The sequence below is a fragment of the Halomonas sp. M20 genome, from assembly GCF_020622265.1.
GTDB lineage: Bacteria > Pseudomonadota > Gammaproteobacteria > Pseudomonadales > Halomonadaceae > Modicisalibacter.
In genome coordinates this window covers 1-16,668 of record NZ_JACNMQ010000009.1, presented here as the reverse complement: position 1 = coordinate 16,668, position 16,668 = coordinate 1, and the positions used below count along the sequence as shown (strand labels likewise).

Genomic DNA, 16,668 nt, shown 5'->3' with positions numbered 1-16,668 from the left:
AAGATATTCACGATAATCCCATACCATAAGCGGCCCGCGCCATGACTTCTGATCGATCAACGCCGTTGCTGACTTTACTGCGGGTCAAACAGCTCTATGCACCCGCACACGTCGGCGAGACAGATATCCTGATCGCAAACGGTCGTATCGCCGCACTTGGGCGCAATCTTGCTATGCCGGAAGATTGGCCGGTGACTCTGATAGAGGCGCCTGATCTGACCGCAGTGCCGGCCTTCATCGATCAGCACGTGCATGTGACTGGGGGGGGCGGTGAAGGAGGCTGCGGCACTCGCTGTCCCGAGATCACCGCTCATGAGATCGTAAGCATGGGGATCGCAACGGTGGTAGGCGTACTGGGCACCGACGGCATCAGCCGCACCCCGGCGGATCTTCTGGCCAAGGTGCGCGGGCTGCGCTCGGAGGGCATTTCAGCCTATATGTACACCGGGGCCTATCGCGTACCACCGCCGACCTTGACTGGTGATCTGCAGCGCGACTTGGCTTGGATTCCTGAGGTCATCGGCCTTGGCGAACTGGCGATTTCAGATCATCGCTCGAGTCAGCCGCGTCAGGACGAAATCGAGCGTCTGGTCAGTGACGTACGTGTTGGCGCCATGTTGTCGGGCAAGCGCGGCATTTGTCATTTTCATCTCGGCGACGGCAAGCGCGGACTCGAACCGCTGCGTCGTCTCTTGTCCGAGACCGAGATTCCGGCGGATCAGGTCATTCCCACCCATGTGAATCGCCTTCGTGCGTTGCTTGAAGACGCCGCGGACTATGCCGTGAGTCTCAATGCCTGCGTGGATGTGACCGCCTTCGAGGACGCCGGCGAAGGACTGTCGGCGTTTGACGCGGTCGCTTTTCTGCTCGAGCGCGGCGTCCCGGCAGAACGCATCACCCTGAGTTCCGACTGCAACGGCAGCCTGCCGGAGTTTGATGCCAAGGGCGAATATCTGGGCATGCGGGTAGCGCGCAACACGACCCTGATCGCGGACTGGCAGCGTCTGGTACGCGAACAAGTGCTGCCGCTGGAACAGGCTCTGGGGCTGATTTCTGGCAACGTGGCCCGAGTACTTGGGCTGCACGCCCACAAGGGGCGCCTGGCCATCGGCTTCGATGCGGACATAGCGCTGCTTGATAAAGAGCTGCAGCCACAAATGACTTTCGTGGCTGGCCGCTGTCTTTATGGGGCAAGGTAGCACGACGAGCCCAGAAGAGCGCATGGCGGGGCGAATGCCGTTTCAGGAAGAAGGGGTCGAAGGTTTTTTCTTTTGGGGTACTCGCGACTTTCGCGCCGAATCAGCATCAGGTTGCGAGCATAAATGAATAGTTCCTCCCCTTGGCCGGCGCTGCGCGTATGGCGCAGAGGCCGCAAACGGGCATCCTCGGCGCCGCGCTGGCTCAAAAACGTCCAAGTCTCATCCGTCGAGCCGTCGTCCACCGCCAGGATTTCATACTCTTCACCGGGGAACGCGGTGGCTATCTCATTCAGTAACCGGGGAAGATTTCCCGCTTCGTTTTTGGCGGGAATGATGATCGAGAGTGATGGTTGGGCCTTGGGGAGCATTCCATGTGGTAATGAAGCAGAAAAGGTATTCAACCGAATTTCGAGAAAAGCGATTTGATCTAGTAAGATTTGCCGGCTGCAACCTGGTTGTCGGTACCAGCAACTATCTATGTTCTAGCTCGCTATTTGAAGCGTTCTCTGCATTATCATTACCAAAAGGTTGAATCGATGTCTCTCGTGTCGAACTTCTTCATGGCCCTCGGCCTTTCGGCGGATGCCTTCGCGGTGAGCGTCGCGCGGGGTGCCTGTAGCTGGCGTGCCGATGTGCGCGTGGCGCTACGCACGGGTCTGGTATTCGGCAGTGTCGAGGCCGGCATGGTACTGCTGGGCTGGTTGCTGGGCTCGAGCTTCGCTGGCTTGATTACCGACATCGATCATTGGATTGCACTATTGCTATTAGGTGCGGTGGGCAGCCACATGATCTACGAGGGGATCGGTGATGCTAGCGATGATGACATCTGCAACAGGCCATCCCAGCGTGGCGTGAAGATGCTGCTTACGGCGCTGGGCACCAGTATCGATGGGGCCGCCATCGGCGTGACCCTGGCCTTCATCGATGTCCCCATCTGGCATGCCGTCGCTATCGTGGGAGCCGTGTCTTGCTGTATCAGCACCTTGGGTGTGTTGATCGGCCCGCAAGTTGGCGTGTTGATCGGCCGGCGTGCCGAGGTGCTGGGCGGTCTGGTGTTGATCACTATCGGCATGTCGATCTTCTATTCGCACATGCATGCGGCCGGAGCGCTTTGACACCGTTTATCCCAGACCACTCAGGGTCAACAGAATCTGTAAATACACGGGAATCAACAGTGGGGCGGCCAAGGTCGTCAGCAGTACGGCAATCGCGCCTTTTTCCGGGCGTATGTTCAACTCCATGGCGACTACCACCACGTTGGCGGCCATGGGGACGATGCCCAGCAGCAGTAGCGCCATGGCCAGTGTCTCGGAAATTCCAAGGCTCGCCCGCAAGAGCAGGACCGCAACCAGACTGATCAGCGGCCACAGCACATATCGAGCTGCAACGCAGGCCGCAATGAAGCGCGCATCCACCTCGCGCAGGGTCACCCGCCCCAGGGTCATGCCGATGATCATCATGCCCAGTACCGTGTAGCTGTACTTGAAGTAATCGAGTCCTTCCATGATGGCGCCGGGCACCGCCAGGCCAAGGCCGCTGACCAACAAGGCCGCGGCGAAGGCGTAGATCAAGGGCAGCCGCAGTATCTTGGCAAGGCTTTCCTGTATCGAGAAGCGCCCCCGAGCGCTCAAGTAGTAGCCGACGGTGAACTCGTAGAGCGTGATGCCCAGCAGGGAGAATAGATACAGGGTCACGCCCTCCGGGGGTAGTAATACCATGGCGATGGGCAGGCCAAAATAGCCGGTGTTACCGGTACCTGCCGAGAAGGCCAGCAGCGCGGCTTCTTCGGCTGCAAAAAAAGGCCGGGCGATCAGGCTCACCGTCAAACCGATAATGCTCGAAAGTAGAAACAGCGCCGCGGTCAGCAGCAGGTAGTCGACGCTGGGCCCGCCTAGCACCAGACCGCGAAAGAAGGTCAGTGGCGCGATGATGTAGATCAACAGCGTGGCGATGGGCCGCGGGTCCAATGACAGGCGTCGTGCGCTGAGCCAACCCAGGCCGACGAAGGCCAGCAGCATCCATAATGGTTGGGAGAGGTCGACGTCGAGCATCAGCTATTCCGGATGTTAAAAAAGGACATAGTGCCTGTACGCTGAGGTGAATGTCAGGCCCGCGTTCATCCACGCGGCGACGTGACGCAGAAATGAAGCTTAAGGGGTAAACTGGTTCGCTGACATTGACGCTTGGTATTGGAGTTCTTGCATGGCGCAACGTGAAACGCCTCATGGCGATCATTCGCATACCGATTCACACGACCATGCGCGCACGCATGGCCATGATCATACTCACGAACATGCCCCCAAGGTGTCCGCCGATAGCGAGCGGCGGGTATTCTGGGCCATGCTGCTGACCGCGGGCTTCATGTTTGCCGAGATCGCGGGTGGCATCGTTTCCGGATCGCTGGCGCTGCTAGCCGATGCCGGTCATATGTTCAGTGACAGTGCCTCCCTTGCCATGGCGCTGGTGGCCTTTCGTCTAAGCTCGCGCTCACCGGATCATCAGCGCACCTTCGGCTACCAGCGCTTCCAGGTACTCGCAGCCTTCGTCAACGGCCTGACGCTGTTCGCGATCGCGATCTGGATATTCTATTCCGCTATCGAACGCCTGATGTCCCCAGTCGACGTCATGGCCGGTCCCATGATGATCATCGCCATCATTGGACTCTTCGTGAATATCATTGCTTTCGTCATACTTCATCGTGGCGACAGTGACAATCTCAATCTGCGCGGTGCCGCAATGCACGTGCTCGGCGATCTGCTAGGCTCCGTGGCCGCCATCGTCGCGGCGGTGATCATCATGTTCACCGGCTGGAATGCCGCTGATCCGATCCTGTCGGTATTGGCTGCCGCGTTGATCCTGCGTGCCGCCTTATCGATTGTGCGGCGCTCCGCCCATACCTTGCTCGAGGGCACACCGGACGGCGCCGATGTTGCGCAGATTCGCAGCGCCCTGGAAGCGATCGAAGAGGTCGAAAGTCTCCACGATATGCACCTCTGGGGGCTGACGCCCCAGGACCCACTGCTCAGCCTTCATCTTGTAGTGCATGACGGCGCCGACCACACCCACGTATTACGCCAGGCCTATAGCGTACTGCGTGAGCGTTTTGGCATTACCCATGCCACTTTGCAGATCGAAGGCGAAGCCTGCTTGACCGGGGGTGATTGCGAAACGACGCTCTTTTCGGGGGCGTCACGATAGACCTCTATTGGGACATACCGTCTCTAGTATGAATGATTCCGATGTTGTGCTACGAAACTTTCATTGGTTCCTGATCTGCATGGTAGGCACAATACTGACACCAGTAGGCGTAAAAGGCATGGCGTTAAACACGCTTGCCAAGAAACGATTGAAGAATATGCATGAGGCCGCTATCGATGAGTACGCAAGAGCATCCATTAGGGATCAGTTTCGAATTCTTTCCGCCAAATACCGATGTCGGTCGCGAAAAACTGATGCATACGCGGGATGCCTTGTCCGAGCGCAAACCGCATTTTTTCTCGGTGACCTATGGGGCAGGCGGGTCGACTCAAGCGCGCACCATCAATACCGTTAAACAGATCAGTGAATCCGGTATTACCACCGCGCCACATTTTTCCTGTGTCGGTAGCGACAAGGGGGAGCTGCGTGAGCTCTTGAGCATGTATCGGGAGCGTGGCGTCGATAGCCTGGTGGCGCTACGCGGCGATTTGCCTTCCGGCATGGGCGGCATGGGCGAGCTGCGTTACGCCAACGAGCTGGTCGAATTCATTCGCGCCGAAACCGGCGATCATTTCGAGATTGCGGTCGCTGCCTACCCCGAATCCCACCCCCAGGCGCCGAGCTTCGACAAGGACCTGGAAAACTTCGCACGCAAGATGCGGGCTGGTGCCAACCTGGCGATCACCCAGTACTTCTTCAACGCGGATGCCTATTTCAACTTCGTCGATCGGGTGCGGGGCCTGGGCATCGAAGCCCCCATCGTGCCGGGCATAATGCCGATCACCAACTACACCAAGCTGGCACGCTTTTCCGATGCCTGTGGCGCCGATATTCCCCGCTGGATACGCAAGCAGCTCGAGGCCTATGGGGATGATAAAGAGAGTATCGAAGCCTTTGGCGAGGAAGTGATATCACGGCTCTGCCAGCGTCTGCTCGAAGGCGGAGCGCCGGGTTTGCACTTCTACACGCTTAATCAGGCTGCGCCAAGTCTCAGGGTCATCGACAATCTTTCTTGAGGATTTCAAGGTTGGCAGCGCGAGACTTCTTGGCTAGCCTGTAAGCTCGATTAGTACTCAAGGATAGGAGGAGTAGATGCTGCGTTCAAAGCTACTACTGAGTGTAGGCGCATTATTGTTGGTAAGTGCAGCTCACGCCGAGCAGAGTATCGAAATTCATCAGGTCAGCGAGGAAGGTGTTGGCGACAGTCTCGGGACTGTTCAGGTCGAAGACACTGACCACGGCCTACTTCTCACCCCGGAACTAAGCGATCTGAACACGGGGATGCATGGTTTTCACGTGCACCAGAACGCCAGCTGCGAACCCGGTGAAAAGGACGGCAAGATGACGGCAGCGGTAGCCGCCGGCGGCCATTTTGATCCGGAGGATACCGGCACGCACCAAGGGCCCTACGGCGAGGGTCATCTAGGCGATCTGCCGGTACTTATGGTTGGCGAGGACGGCAATGCTATTACGCCCGTGCTGGCGCCGCGCCTCGAAGTATCGGATCTTCAAGGACACGCCCTCATGATTCATGCTGGCGGTGACAACTATTCCGATCAGCCCAAGCTAGGTGGCGGCGGTGCGCGAATCGCCTGTGGTGTCATGGGTGAGAGCTAACATCTGAAAAAGCCCAATGACAGTGGCCCCGTCAGGATTCTGACGGGGCCGTTTGTTTTGGCGACCGGTCATGAGGCGCTCAACGATACTTCACGATTTAGCGACCGCCGTCTTGCCTCCCGATGATGACCCGCGCTGCACCAGGAATATACCGATACCGATCACCAGTCCTGCCAGATCGCTCACTAGGCCGCCATAGATCATGCAGACTGCCCCCACCAACAGGAGCAGTCGTATTGGCGCCTTGACCGGGCCGAAGAACCAGCCCTGCACCGAGGCTGCCAACAGTACGATTCCCAATGTCGCGGTAAGCCCAACCCGCAAGATCTGCAGCCAGGAACCTTCCATCAGCATCGCCGGACTGTAGAAGAACATGAAGGGCACGATGAACGCAGCCAGACCGATCTTGAAGGAGGTCACCGAGGTTTGCATGGCGTTGGCGCCGGAAATACCCGCCGCCGCATAGGAGGCCAGGGCGACCGGCGGCGTAATAGCAGAAACCACGGCGAAATAGAACACGAAGAAATGGGCGATCAACGGCTGAATGCCGATATCGATCAGCCCTGGCGCCACGACCGAGGCCGCGACCGCATAGGCGGCGGTAGTCGGCATGCCCATGCCCAGCAAAATGCTGATGCACATGGCAAAGACCAGTGCCAGCAGCTGGCTGAACCCAGCCAGGCCCAACAGCAGCGACGAGAAACGCGATCCCACGCCGGTCAATGAAATCACCCCGACGATGATGCCGGCGCAGGCACACACCGCGATGATCTGAATGGCCATGTTGCTGGCCAGCTGCAGCGCTTTCAGCACGGAGCGAAGCCCCATCTTGTGCGGCGAGAGCCAGCTCACGACCGCTGCCGACGCGGTGGCCAGGGTGCCGGCCCGGATCACCGAATAGCCCATGAACAGTGCCGCGATCAGTATGATAATGGGGGCGAACAGGTACACCTGTTTGATAAGACGTGAGAAGCGCGGTATTTCGTCCTCGCGCATGCCCCGCATGCCTTTGTAGGCCGCCTCGAAATCCACCATGAAATACACTGAGGCGAAATACAGCACGGAAGGAATCACCGCGGCGATGGCGATTTCGGTATAGGGGATGCCGGTAATTTCCGCCATGATGAAGGCGCCGGCGCCCATGATCGGGGGCATGATCTGACCGCCGGTGGAGGCTGCTGCTTCGATGGCGCCGGCGCTGCGCGCGGGATAGCCGACTTTCTTCATCAATGGAATGGTCAGCGAGCCGGTAGAGACCACATTACCGGCGCTGGTGCCGTTGATCATACCCATCAACCCGGAGGCAAAGATGGCCACCTTGGCGGGCCCGCCCCGGGAGCGTCCGGCGCAGGCGAAAGCGAAATTGACGAAGTAGTCACCCACCTTGGAGGCCTGCAGAAAGGCGGCAAAGATGATGAACAAGATGATATAGGTAGAGGATACCGCGACGGTAGGCCCGAGAATGCCCGCATCGGTATATACCTGGCTGAAAAAGCGCCCCACGGATAGTCCGGGGTAACCGAGAAAGCCCGGCAGATATGGCCCAGCAAAGACGTAGACCAGGAAAATCGCCGCGATGATGACCAGCGCGAGCCCCGCCACTCGGCGCGTCAGCTCGAGAATCAGTAGTGAACCGGCAATAGCTGCAAAGGTGATGCCGATCGGCGCGAAAGAGGTGCCCGTGGACATGCGCAGCGGTGTGTTGTAGATCACCAGCAGATAGCCGGCGCTTGCCAATGCGCACACCATCAGCACGATATCCGGCGGGCTTAATCGATGGCGCGCCTCACGGTAGGCCCAGGAAAGCAGAATCGCTGCGGTGGTGGCCAATATCAGCGGATAGCCGAAATGCCAGGTCTCCACGGCGGGCTCGATGCGCATGGCATCGCCGCTCAGGGTCTGATGCATCAGGCCGACCTGCACCAACGCATAGAGCGCTGGAATCAGTAATATCAGGCTCAGATAGGTCGCCCAGCGCCCGGTCGGGCGAGTTTCATCGTCGGCAAAGCGTGCGCCGGTATAAAGCCCGTAGCCAAGAATCAAGGCGCCACAGATGTGAATGATACGAAACGACCAGGTCTCCAAGGGGTAGATGTTCAGGGAGACAAGGTGGAAAACTGAATAGCCGACGGCCAGGATAGCGAATAGCCACCAGCGCCATCCGGCCAGAATGCGACGAGTAGGTTCGACGACATCGTCGTCAACGCCTTGAGCGATGGCGTCCGTTTCCGAAGGCGAATCGACAGTGTTGGAAGTGGCGCGGGTGGGGCCATCGTCTGAAGGAGGACTCATGCGGGATCACCGTTAAGAGGTCATAAAAAAATCGAGAGTGACGCCGGTAGGCGCCACTCTCGAACTGATCGAAGGCGCCCGGCCTTATTGATAAATCATGTCATCAGGAATTTCGTGTCCATTCTCCTTGTACCAGCGTGCCGCACCGGGATGGAAAGGAATGACCTCGTTGTGCTTGATATTTTCCGGCACCGTAGTTTCAGCACTGCGGTGGATCGAGCGCATCTTGTCGTTGTTTTCCATGGTGATGCGGGTGGCTTCGTAGACGAGACTCTCCGGCAGGTCACAGCCGGCGATGGCGAAGTTCCACATCGACACGACGTCGGAGTCATTATCAAGGGTCGAATAGGTGCTGGCGGGAATGGTGAACTCGGACACTGGGAAGGCGTCGATGGCCTTGGCTTGTTCGTCATCGGTAAACTCGATGATGTTTACATCGGTCTGGACCTCGAGCTGGCTGACTGCAGGGATCGGAATGCCTGCAGCGAAGGCGATGACATCGATCAGCCCATCCTGAAGCTGCCCGGCCAGGTCGTTCCAACCCCCGTTGCGCCGCTCGAAGTCGACGCCCAGCTCTTCGAGAATAGCGGGAAAGTAGGTGTCAGAAGTCGAGCCTGCGGGCCCGAAGCCAATGGTGGCGCCGTCGGGTATTTCGGAAATCGAGGTGATGTCGGAGTTGGAAAGCGCGGTAATCGAGAAAGGCGTTTCGTACATGGGGAACATCGCGCAGACGTTGTCCATGACGATTCCCGGTGCCAGCGGGCTTTTGCCTGAAAGCGCATCGCTTGCCGGCCCCATGGTGGTCAGTCCGAAGGCGACCTCTTTGTTGTGCACTAGTGCCAGATTCTGGGTCGGCCCACCGGTCACCTCGCCGCCGCCGGAAAGCCCCAGCTGATCGGCAATCAGATTGGCCCAGCCGGAGCCATAAACGAAGTAGGTGCCGCCTTGGCTTGCGGTGCCCACGGTAAAACTTTGCGGCCAGCCTTCGCGATCATCTTGTGCTTGTGCGCTACCGATAGCGGCTAGACCCAGAATCAGGGGGGCGGTAATCAGCGTCTTGGTAGCGCGATGGAAAATGCTGCGGGCATGGTTCTGCTGTTGAATGGACATAGGACCCTCCGTGCTTGTTTTTCTGAAACCCTGTTCATGACCTGCTGCGTGTCGGTCATGTCTCATCAAATCCGGGCTCGTACGCGAGCCCAGTCCGCTTTGCGTCCGAATCTGCACTGTCCGACGCGAACGCATAAGATTCAGGTTCTGAGTAAGAATTGGAGTGTCATTTAAATCACTAAACGTAGCAGTCTGTAAACTGAACGAACGTTGAATGCATTCGCGCTCATGATCATCTCATTTATGGCAGTGACTGGTTTTCCATTCTTTATCTGCCGTCTCGATTCGTGGCGAGTTGCCAGTTGCCAGCGGAATTAGCTAGCCTTGGGGGATGCTCGACTCAACCAAAGGAATGAACATGAGTTATTTACGTAATTTGATGTTTGCTGTTGGCGGCTCGTTTGCGTTGATCGCTAGCGCCCAAGCCGCTCAAGAGATCGAGATGCATGAGGTCGATGCCCAGGGTGTTGGCGATAGCATCGGGACCGTCAAGATCGAGGATACCCAGTACGGTTTGTTGGTTACCCCGGATCTGACGGGACTTTCACCCGGTGCGCATGGCTTTCATGTGCATGAGAACGCCAATTGCGAGCCTCTTGAGCTGAATGGTCAGCAAACCGCTGCCGCAGCTGCCGGCGGGCATTACGCGCCTGACCAAGCAGGCACTCATCAGGGGCCTTATGGACAAGGGCATCTTGGCGATCTGCCTATCCTGATGGTCGATGAAGAAGGTGGCGCTACCACGCCGGTACTGGCACCGCGCTTGAAGGTATCGGATCTCGAGAATCGTGCCGTGGTCGTTCATGAGGGCGGTGATACCTATTTCGATCATCCCAAGCTGGGTGGGGGTGGTTCGCGCATCGCCTGCGGTACACTCGGCAAGTAGTAGATGGGTGATGGTGTCCGCGCATGAACATGAAAGGCCTCCACTTGTTGGAGGCCTTTTTTGATCAAGAAGCGGTTACCCTTTGGGATCCAGGATACGCACGGTCTGCACATCGCTTTTCTTCTGCTCTTCCCGGGTGCGATTGACCCGAGTTTCGAGCTCATCCGCAGTCGTTGGCTGCTCAATGGGTAGCTGCTCGAAGAAGTCGCAGGCCACACAGTCACGATAGCGAATGCCGTTCTGTTCCCAGGTGCGTATCTTGTCCATGGAGGCACAGCGCGGGCAGATAGCACCGGCGATGAAGCGTTTGGGTGTCGTCATCAACGTACTCCTTCAGGCGGCACGAATGCCGCTATGGCGTAGTAGAGGGTCGACACTGGGATCGCGGCCGCGAAAGGCGCGGAACAGTTCCGCCGCGTCTCGTGAGCCTCCCTGCTCGAGGATTTCCTGGCGAAAGCGCGTGCCTGTCTCCTCATCGAATACACCGGCTTCCTCGAAGGCGCTATAGGCGTCCGCGGAGAGTACTTCCGCCCATTTGTAGCTGTAATAGCCCGCGGCATAGCCACCGGCGAAGATATGGCTGAAGCTGGTCTGAAAGCGGTTGAAATCGGCGCGAGGCACGACGGAGAGCTTGTCGCGCACGCTATCGAGCAGCGTCTGAACGTCACTAGCGGTTGGCTCTTTGAGTTCATGGTGCAGTCGAAAATCGAACAGTGAAAACTCGATTTGACGCAGCATGCCCATGGCGGACTGGAAGTTCCTGGCGGCCTGCAGTCTTTCGAGCAGCTCATCCGGCAGGCGTTCGCCAGACTCGATGTGAGAGGCGATTAGATCGAGGCCTTCCCGTTCCCAGCAGAAGTTTTCCATGAACTGGCTGGGCAGTTCCACTGCATCCCAGGCCACGCCATTGATACCCGAGACATCGGCGACGCTTTGCTGGGTCAGCATGTGATGCAGTCCATGGCCGAACTCGTGAAACAAGGTTGTCACCTCGTCATGGGTCAACAAGGCCGGCTTGTCGCCTACCGGGCGCGTAAAGTTGCAGGTCAGATAGGCGACCGGCAGCTGCAGGCTGCCATCCTCGCGCTGACGCCGCACACGGCACTCGTCCATCCAGGCGCCGCCGCGCTTGCCTTCTCGAGCATAGAGATCGAGATAAAAGCCAGCGATAGGCGCGTTGCTTTCACGAATCTCGAAAAAGCGTACATCCGGGTGATAACGTGGGGCGTTTTCGTCTTCGCCGAACTGCACGCCATAAAGCCGCTCGGTCACTTTAAACAGGCCATCGATTACCTTGGGTGCCGGGAAGTAGGGCCGTAGCTGTTCCTGGGAAATGGCATAGCGTGATTCCCGCAGCTTTTCGCTGGCATAGCCTACATCCCAGGGTTCGAGATCTTCGAGCCCCAGGGTTTCCTTGGCGTATGCCTTGAGTTCGTTGAACTCTTCCTGGGCCTGGGGGTGGGCACGCAGGGCGAGGTCGTCGAGAAACTCGAGCACCTGAGAGGGCGATTCCGCCATCTTTGTGGCCAGGGAGTAGTCGGCGTAGGTATCAAAGCCGAGTAGTTGGGCTAGTTCATGGCGCAGCGCCAGGATCTGTTCGATGTTCCCGGCATTATCATACTCCCCCGCGTTGGGGCCTTGATCCGAGGCCCGGGTGGCGAAAGCGGTATACACTTCCCGGCGCAACTCACGGTCATTGGCATAGGTGAGTACAGGAAAGAAGCTGGGGAAGTCCAGGGTGATGCGATACCCCTCGAGGTTCTTGGCTTCGGCATTGGCCTTAAGCGTATCCAAGGCGCTCTCCGGCAAGCCGTCGAGCTGGGCAGCGTCGCTTATGTCCATGTGCCAGGCCTGAGTGGCATCGAGCACATTATTGGAGAAGCTATTGGTCAGTTCAGATAATTTTGCTTGAATTTCACCATAGCGACGCTTCTTCTCCGCGGGTAAGTCGACACCGGCAAGGCGAAAATCCCGCAGTGTATTATCCACCGAGCGACGCTGGGCATGATCGAGATCGCCGTAGGCCGGAGAATCCTTCAGCGCCTGGTAGGCACGGAACAATCCTTCATGTTGCCCTAGCCAGGTGCCATAGTCGGAGAGCATGGCCAGGCAGGTTTGATACGCGTCTCGCAGCGCCGGTGTGTTCATGGTGCCATTCAGGTGAGAAACCGGCGACCAGGCTTGAGACAGGCGATCATTGAGCTCTTCGAGCGGTGCCGCCAGGGTCGACCAGCTAGGGGTGCGGGCTGCTTTCTCGGCCAGGCGATCAATGGCGCCGCGGTTTTCATCGAGGATCTGCTCGATCGCCGGCACTACATGGTCGGGCTGAATCTCGCCGAAGGGCGGCAGCGAGTGGTGCTCGAGAAGTGGATTGTTGGGCATGGACGCGTTTCCTTGTCGTGAAGGGATGATTGTTAGTTTAGATGCGGTTGCCAACGCCGCGTTTCAATATCGGGTGAGGAAGATTGGCCACCAGACCCCAGGCTGCTACTCTCGCGCTTCGGCATCGGGATGAAATGGCTTCATCGAACACGGATAAGACAGGCAGGAGCACATGGGCGAAACGTTGGAACGCTGGAGTACGCGGCGTGCATTCATTCTAGCGGTAACCGGTGCCGCGGTTGGGCTGGGCAACATCTGGCGCTTTCCTTACATGACCGGGGAAAATGGCGGTGCCGCCTTCCTGGTGCTGTACGTGGCATTCGTGATCACCCTCGGTCTACCGGTAATGATGGCAGAAATTCTGATCGGCCGTGCCGGACGGCGCAGCCCCATGCAGTCGCTGGCCCACCTTGCGCGCGAGGCTGGTGCTACGCCCCATTGGCGCTGGCTGGGACTGTTTGGCGGGATTACGGTATTTTTCATCCTCTCTTTCTACTCCGTGGTCTCGGGCTGGTCGATCGAATATCTGGTCGATTCGGTCAATGGCAATTTCGTCGGTCTCTCGCCCCAAGAGGTCGGTGCCAATTTCGATGCCTTTCTCGCCGACCCCTTGCGCATGACCTTCAATCATACGCTGTTTCTGCTGCTGACTATGTCCGTGGTCGCGGCAGGGGTGTCCGGGGGGCTGGAAAAGCTCAACAATCTGCTGATGCCGCTGCTCTATCTGCTGTTGCTGATACTGGCCATCTATGCCGTCACTACCGATGGCTTCGATGACGCCATGGCCTGGCTTTTCAAGCCAGACCCTTCTGCCATTACCGGCACGGTCGTGTTGAATGCCATGGGGCATGCCTTCTTTACCCTGGCGCTGGGAGCTTGTGCGCTGATGGCCTATGGTGCTTACATGCCGGAAGAGCAGAGTCTACCCCGGGCTGTGGCGGCAGTGGCGATACTCGATGTTACGGTGGCGCTACTGGCGGGTATCGCCATCTTCTCGGTGGTGTTCTCCCAAGGCATGGATCCTGGAGAGGGCCCAGGGCTGATGTTCGTGACACTGCCCATCGCTTTTGCCCAGCTACCCGGCGGCTCCTTATGGTTGAGTATCTTCTTCTTGTTGCTATTGCTGGCTACCTGGACCTCCTCGATCAATCTGACCGAGCCGATGGTCGCAACCTTGCAGGACGCAGGACTCAAGCGTAGCCATGCCACTGCGGTAATCGGTGCGCTGGTCTGGGCAGCAGGGATGCTGTCCGTCTTGTCGTTTTCCACCATGGCCGAGGTGCACTGGATCGGGGAGATGAACTTCTTCGATCTGGTGACCACGGTTCCCACGGATATCTTCCTGCCGGTAGGCGGAGCGTTGATCGCTATATTCGCTGCCTGGGTCATGTCGCAGTTGACGGCCCAGCAGGCCTTGGGGGTCGATGCCAAGCGCTTTCGACTCTGGCAGAGCCTGGTGCGATACGTCTCCATACCGCTGGTCGTGATCGTACTAATATCCGATCTATTCTGATGATATATGGCGACATTCAAGGAGCCGGACATGACGATTCGAACTTTCCAAGGGCTGACGCCGCGTCTCGGTGAGCGGAACTATATCGATCCCGACTGCGTGGTGCTGGGAGACGTCGAGCTGGGGGATGACTGCTCGGTATGGCCGATGACCGTCATTCGTGGCGATATGCATCGTATCCGCATCGGTGCGCGAACCAGCATACAGGATGGCAGCGTGTTGCATATCACTCATGCCAGCGACTTCAACCCCGGCGGCTATCCGCTCACCGTTGGCGATGATGTCACCATCGGACATAAAGCCATTCTTCACGGCTGTACCCTGGGTAATCGCATTCTGGTGGGGATGGGCGCCATCGTCATGGATGGTGCGGTAGTCGAGGACGAAGTGATCATTGCCGCCGGCGCGGTGGTAACGCCGGGAAAAACGCTGGGAAGTGGCCATGTCTACGCGGGTAATCCAGCCAAGCCTCTACGTGAGCTCAAGGGCAGCGAGCGGGAGTTCTTCGCCTACACTGCAGGCAATTATGTGAAACTCAAAGATCAATATCTTGCCGATAATCAGGAAAGTGACCACAAAGGCTAAATGCCTCTGTTCAGGGCTGATATTGCTCGGCAACTGATTGTTTTATCGAGTCATTCCGCGCATAATCTGGATTTTTATCCAGTGTGCGGGGTTTTGATGGCCAATTTTCGTACCCACTTGAGCGTTGCCACGGTTGCTGGCGTATTGGTGGGGCTGGGTGGCCAGCAAATATCGCTCTGGCCAGCGGTGGAGGCGGTACCAATAGCAGTATTGATTGCTTTTGGTGGCATTCTACCTGATATCGATTCCGATAATTCTCACGCTGTTCGCTTGGTTTTTACCCTGTTCGCAGCGCTAGCTGCGGTGAGTGGAGCGCTACTGTTTCAAGAGCGGTTAGAGCCAGGAATGCTCTTGGCTCTCTGCGCCACACTCTTTCTCGGTGTACGTTATGTACTAAGCGCGGTATTCAAGCACTTTTCCGTGCATCGAGGTATCTGGCATTCTCTCCTTGCGGCGTTGTTGGGCGGCTTCCTTGTGGCTTGTGCCAGTTATCAGTTCTTTTTACAAGATGCCTGGATGGCTTGGGCCCATGGTCTCGCCCTGGCCCTTGGAGTGATGGTGCATTTGCTTCTGGACGAATGCTACAGCGTTGACCTTGTGGGCATCCGGGTAAAGCGCTCCTTTGGCACGGCACTCAAGTTTTTCGACTATCACCAACCGCTCAATTCGCTATTGATGCTGCTAGTGACGAGCGCTCTTATTCCCTGGTTGCCTCCTTGGTCGGCATTGATGCAGTTTGTTTCTCAAGGTTTGAGGTATTGGTCTTGAGAATGATTCTGAAGCACTGTCCATACTGACGCATCACGGATATATAAGGAGATATAGTCATGTCCGGTCATAAAGTATTGTTGTTCGATGCTGGTGGCGTTTTAGTGGATTGGGATGGCACGCAAGGACTCGTCGAGTTGACCGAAGGGCGTCTCGATCGCGAACAGGCGCGGCGTTTCTGGATGGAGTTCGAGCCACTCAAACCATTTGAAAAAGGTCATGCGGACGGGACGGAGTTTGCTCAGGCTGCAGTGATGGAGCTTGATCTGAATATGAGTTCCGAGGCCTTTTTGGCAGCATTCAATAGCTGGATGCGGGGACCTTACCCAGGGTCGTTGGAACTGGTGGAGCGAATCAAGCCAGAATATCGACGAGCGGTGTTAAGCAACAGCAATCCTATTCATTGGCGTCGATTGATCGATGATTATGGGTGGGAAAAACCTTTCGAGACGCTTTTCGTCTCCCATGAAATCGGTCAGCGCAAACCCGAGCCTGAGGCTTACCATGTTGTGATCGAAAGCATGAAGCAATCCGTCGGGGAGTTTATCTTCTTCGACGATAATCCTGAATGTGTCGAAGCGGCGCAAATGCTGGGTATGCAGGCGTATCAGGTTCAAGGGCTCGATAAATTGAGTGCCATATTAACGGAGCTCGATGTCCTATTGCCGTAAGGCCTTTTCCAACCAACAGCCATGACTTGATACAAAGTCTGAAAAAAGACTTGCCTCCTTCGGTAAAAGCTCGTAGGATACGCATCCGCTGCTTCGGGCAAGGTTGCTCAAGACTCAGCGCATAAAATTCAAGCTACTGATAATCAACAAGTTTTCAGTTGCAAGTCGTAAAAGTAAAACGGTTCATCGGAATAAGGCTTTTAGGTTTCAGTGTTTGTCGGGCTTGACAAATTATTCCGACGATATAAGATATGTCTCTCTCGCCAGCAGGCTATCTGCACTAAAAAGTCCAGTTAATCGCTTTATCGGACAGACGGCGACGCTCTTTAACAATTGATCAGGTAATTCATGTGGGCGCTTGTGAGCGATCGGATGCCAGTCATCTAGATCGAGGCAAGCGACTCGTCAAGAGACGTTTGACCCTTGAGCAGGATTGTTCCGCCTCCC

16 protein-coding genes are annotated in these 16,668 nt (G+C 57.1%); 10 read left to right on the top strand and 6 right to left on the bottom strand.

What is annotated here, in order from left to right; genetic code table 11:
- Nucleotides 1-41: 41 nt before the first annotated feature.
- The gene (iadA, locus tag H7850_RS17005; protein ID WP_227370677.1) at nucleotides 42-1,199 is read left to right on the top strand and encodes a beta-aspartyl-peptidase; all 1,158 of its coding nucleotides are present in this window, start codon (nucleotides 42-44) and stop codon (nucleotides 1,197-1,199) included.
- Here iadA and H7850_RS17000 read toward each other — a convergent pair.
- Nucleotides 1,184-1,600, bottom strand: coding sequence for a glycosyltransferase family 2 protein (locus H7850_RS17000; RefSeq protein WP_227370676.1), 417 nt, complete (start codon nucleotides 1,598-1,600; stop codon nucleotides 1,184-1,186). The two genes, iadA and H7850_RS17000, sit on opposite strands and share 16 nt — an antisense overlap.
- A gap of 135 nt (nucleotides 1,601-1,735) precedes the next feature.
- Between H7850_RS17000 and H7850_RS16995 the strand changes: the two genes are divergently transcribed.
- Complete coding sequence (locus tag H7850_RS16995; RefSeq protein ID WP_227370675.1) at nucleotides 1,736-2,314, top strand: manganese efflux pump MntP family protein; 579 nt, start codon at nucleotides 1,736-1,738, stop codon at nucleotides 2,312-2,314.
- Nucleotides 2,315-2,320: 6 nt separating this feature from the next.
- On the opposite strand, the gene H7850_RS16990 is transcribed toward H7850_RS16995, so the two are convergent.
- Nucleotides 2,321-3,250, bottom strand: a complete 930-nt coding sequence (locus H7850_RS16990) for an AEC family transporter (protein ID WP_227370674.1) — start codon at nucleotides 3,248-3,250, stop codon at nucleotides 2,321-2,323.
- Nucleotides 3,251-3,401: 151 nt separating this feature from the next.
- On the opposite strand from H7850_RS16990, the gene H7850_RS16985 reads away from it, so the two are divergent.
- The 3 genes from H7850_RS16985 (at nucleotide 3,402) to sodC (H7850_RS16975) (ending at nucleotide 6,014) form a co-directional block, all read left to right on the top strand.
- Nucleotides 3,402-4,397 (top strand): cation diffusion facilitator family transporter, encoded by a 996-nt coding sequence (locus H7850_RS16985; RefSeq protein ID WP_227370673.1) that lies wholly within the window; start codon nucleotides 3,402-3,404, stop codon nucleotides 4,395-4,397.
- Nucleotides 4,398-4,573: 176 nt separating this feature from the next.
- The gene (gene metF / locus H7850_RS16980) at nucleotides 4,574-5,413 is read left to right on the top strand and encodes a methylenetetrahydrofolate reductase [NAD(P)H] (protein ID WP_227370672.1); all 840 of its coding nucleotides are present in this window, start codon (nucleotides 4,574-4,576) and stop codon (nucleotides 5,411-5,413) included.
- Between the two features lie 76 nt (nucleotides 5,414-5,489).
- On the top strand, nucleotides 5,490-6,014 hold the full coding sequence (gene sodC / locus H7850_RS16975) for a superoxide dismutase family protein (protein ID WP_227370671.1): 525 nt from the start codon (nucleotides 5,490-5,492) through the stop codon (nucleotides 6,012-6,014).
- 90 nt (nucleotides 6,015-6,104) lie between these two features.
- Here sodC (H7850_RS16975) and H7850_RS16970 read toward each other — a convergent pair whose 3' ends face one another.
- Nucleotides 6,105-8,306: a TRAP transporter permease gene (locus H7850_RS16970; protein WP_227370670.1), complete on the bottom strand. Its 2,202-nt coding sequence runs from the start codon at nucleotides 8,304-8,306 to the stop codon at nucleotides 6,105-6,107.
- Between the two features lie 84 nt (nucleotides 8,307-8,390).
- Nucleotides 8,391-9,416: a TAXI family TRAP transporter solute-binding subunit gene (locus H7850_RS16965; RefSeq protein ID WP_227370669.1), complete on the bottom strand. Its 1,026-nt coding sequence runs from the start codon at nucleotides 9,414-9,416 to the stop codon at nucleotides 8,391-8,393.
- A 358-nt stretch (nucleotides 9,417-9,774) separates the two neighbouring features.
- Here H7850_RS16965 and sodC (H7850_RS16960) point away from each other — a divergent pair, with 358 nt between their 5' ends.
- On the top strand, nucleotides 9,775-10,302 hold the full coding sequence (gene sodC / locus H7850_RS16960; RefSeq protein WP_227370668.1) for a superoxide dismutase family protein: 528 nt from the start codon (nucleotides 9,775-9,777) through the stop codon (nucleotides 10,300-10,302).
- Nucleotides 10,303-10,377: 75 nt separating this feature from the next.
- On the opposite strand, the gene H7850_RS16955 is transcribed toward sodC (H7850_RS16960), so the two are convergent.
- Nucleotides 10,378-10,623 (bottom strand): YheV family putative zinc ribbon protein, encoded by a 246-nt coding sequence (locus tag H7850_RS16955; protein ID WP_227370667.1) that lies wholly within the window; start codon nucleotides 10,621-10,623, stop codon nucleotides 10,378-10,380.
- Between the two features lie 12 nt (nucleotides 10,624-10,635).
- Nucleotides 10,636-12,684, bottom strand: coding sequence for an oligopeptidase A (gene prlC, locus H7850_RS16950; protein WP_227370666.1), 2,049 nt, complete (start codon nucleotides 12,682-12,684; stop codon nucleotides 10,636-10,638).
- Between the two features lie 172 nt (nucleotides 12,685-12,856).
- On the opposite strand from prlC, the gene H7850_RS16945 reads away from it, so the two are divergent.
- The 4 genes from H7850_RS16945 to H7850_RS16930 all read left to right on the top strand — a co-directional run bounded on the left by H7850_RS16945 (nucleotide 12,857) and on the right by H7850_RS16930 (nucleotide 16,221).
- Nucleotides 12,857-14,197, top strand: coding sequence for a sodium-dependent transporter (locus tag H7850_RS16945; protein WP_227370665.1), 1,341 nt, complete (start codon nucleotides 12,857-12,859; stop codon nucleotides 14,195-14,197).
- 30 nt (nucleotides 14,198-14,227) lie between these two features.
- Nucleotides 14,228-14,782 carry a gamma carbonic anhydrase family protein gene (locus H7850_RS16940; RefSeq protein ID WP_227370664.1) on the top strand — a complete coding sequence of 185 codons (555 nt, stop codon included), beginning with the start codon at nucleotides 14,228-14,230 and terminating at the stop codon, nucleotides 14,780-14,782.
- A gap of 96 nt (nucleotides 14,783-14,878) precedes the next feature.
- On the top strand, nucleotides 14,879-15,550 hold the full coding sequence (locus H7850_RS16935) for a metal-dependent hydrolase (RefSeq protein WP_227370663.1): 672 nt from the start codon (nucleotides 14,879-14,881) through the stop codon (nucleotides 15,548-15,550).
- Nucleotides 15,551-15,609: 59 nt separating this feature from the next.
- The gene (locus H7850_RS16930) at nucleotides 15,610-16,221 is read left to right on the top strand and encodes an HAD family hydrolase (RefSeq protein ID WP_227370662.1); all 612 of its coding nucleotides are present in this window, start codon (nucleotides 15,610-15,612) and stop codon (nucleotides 16,219-16,221) included.
- The last annotated feature ends 447 nt before the right edge of the window (nucleotides 16,222-16,668 follow it).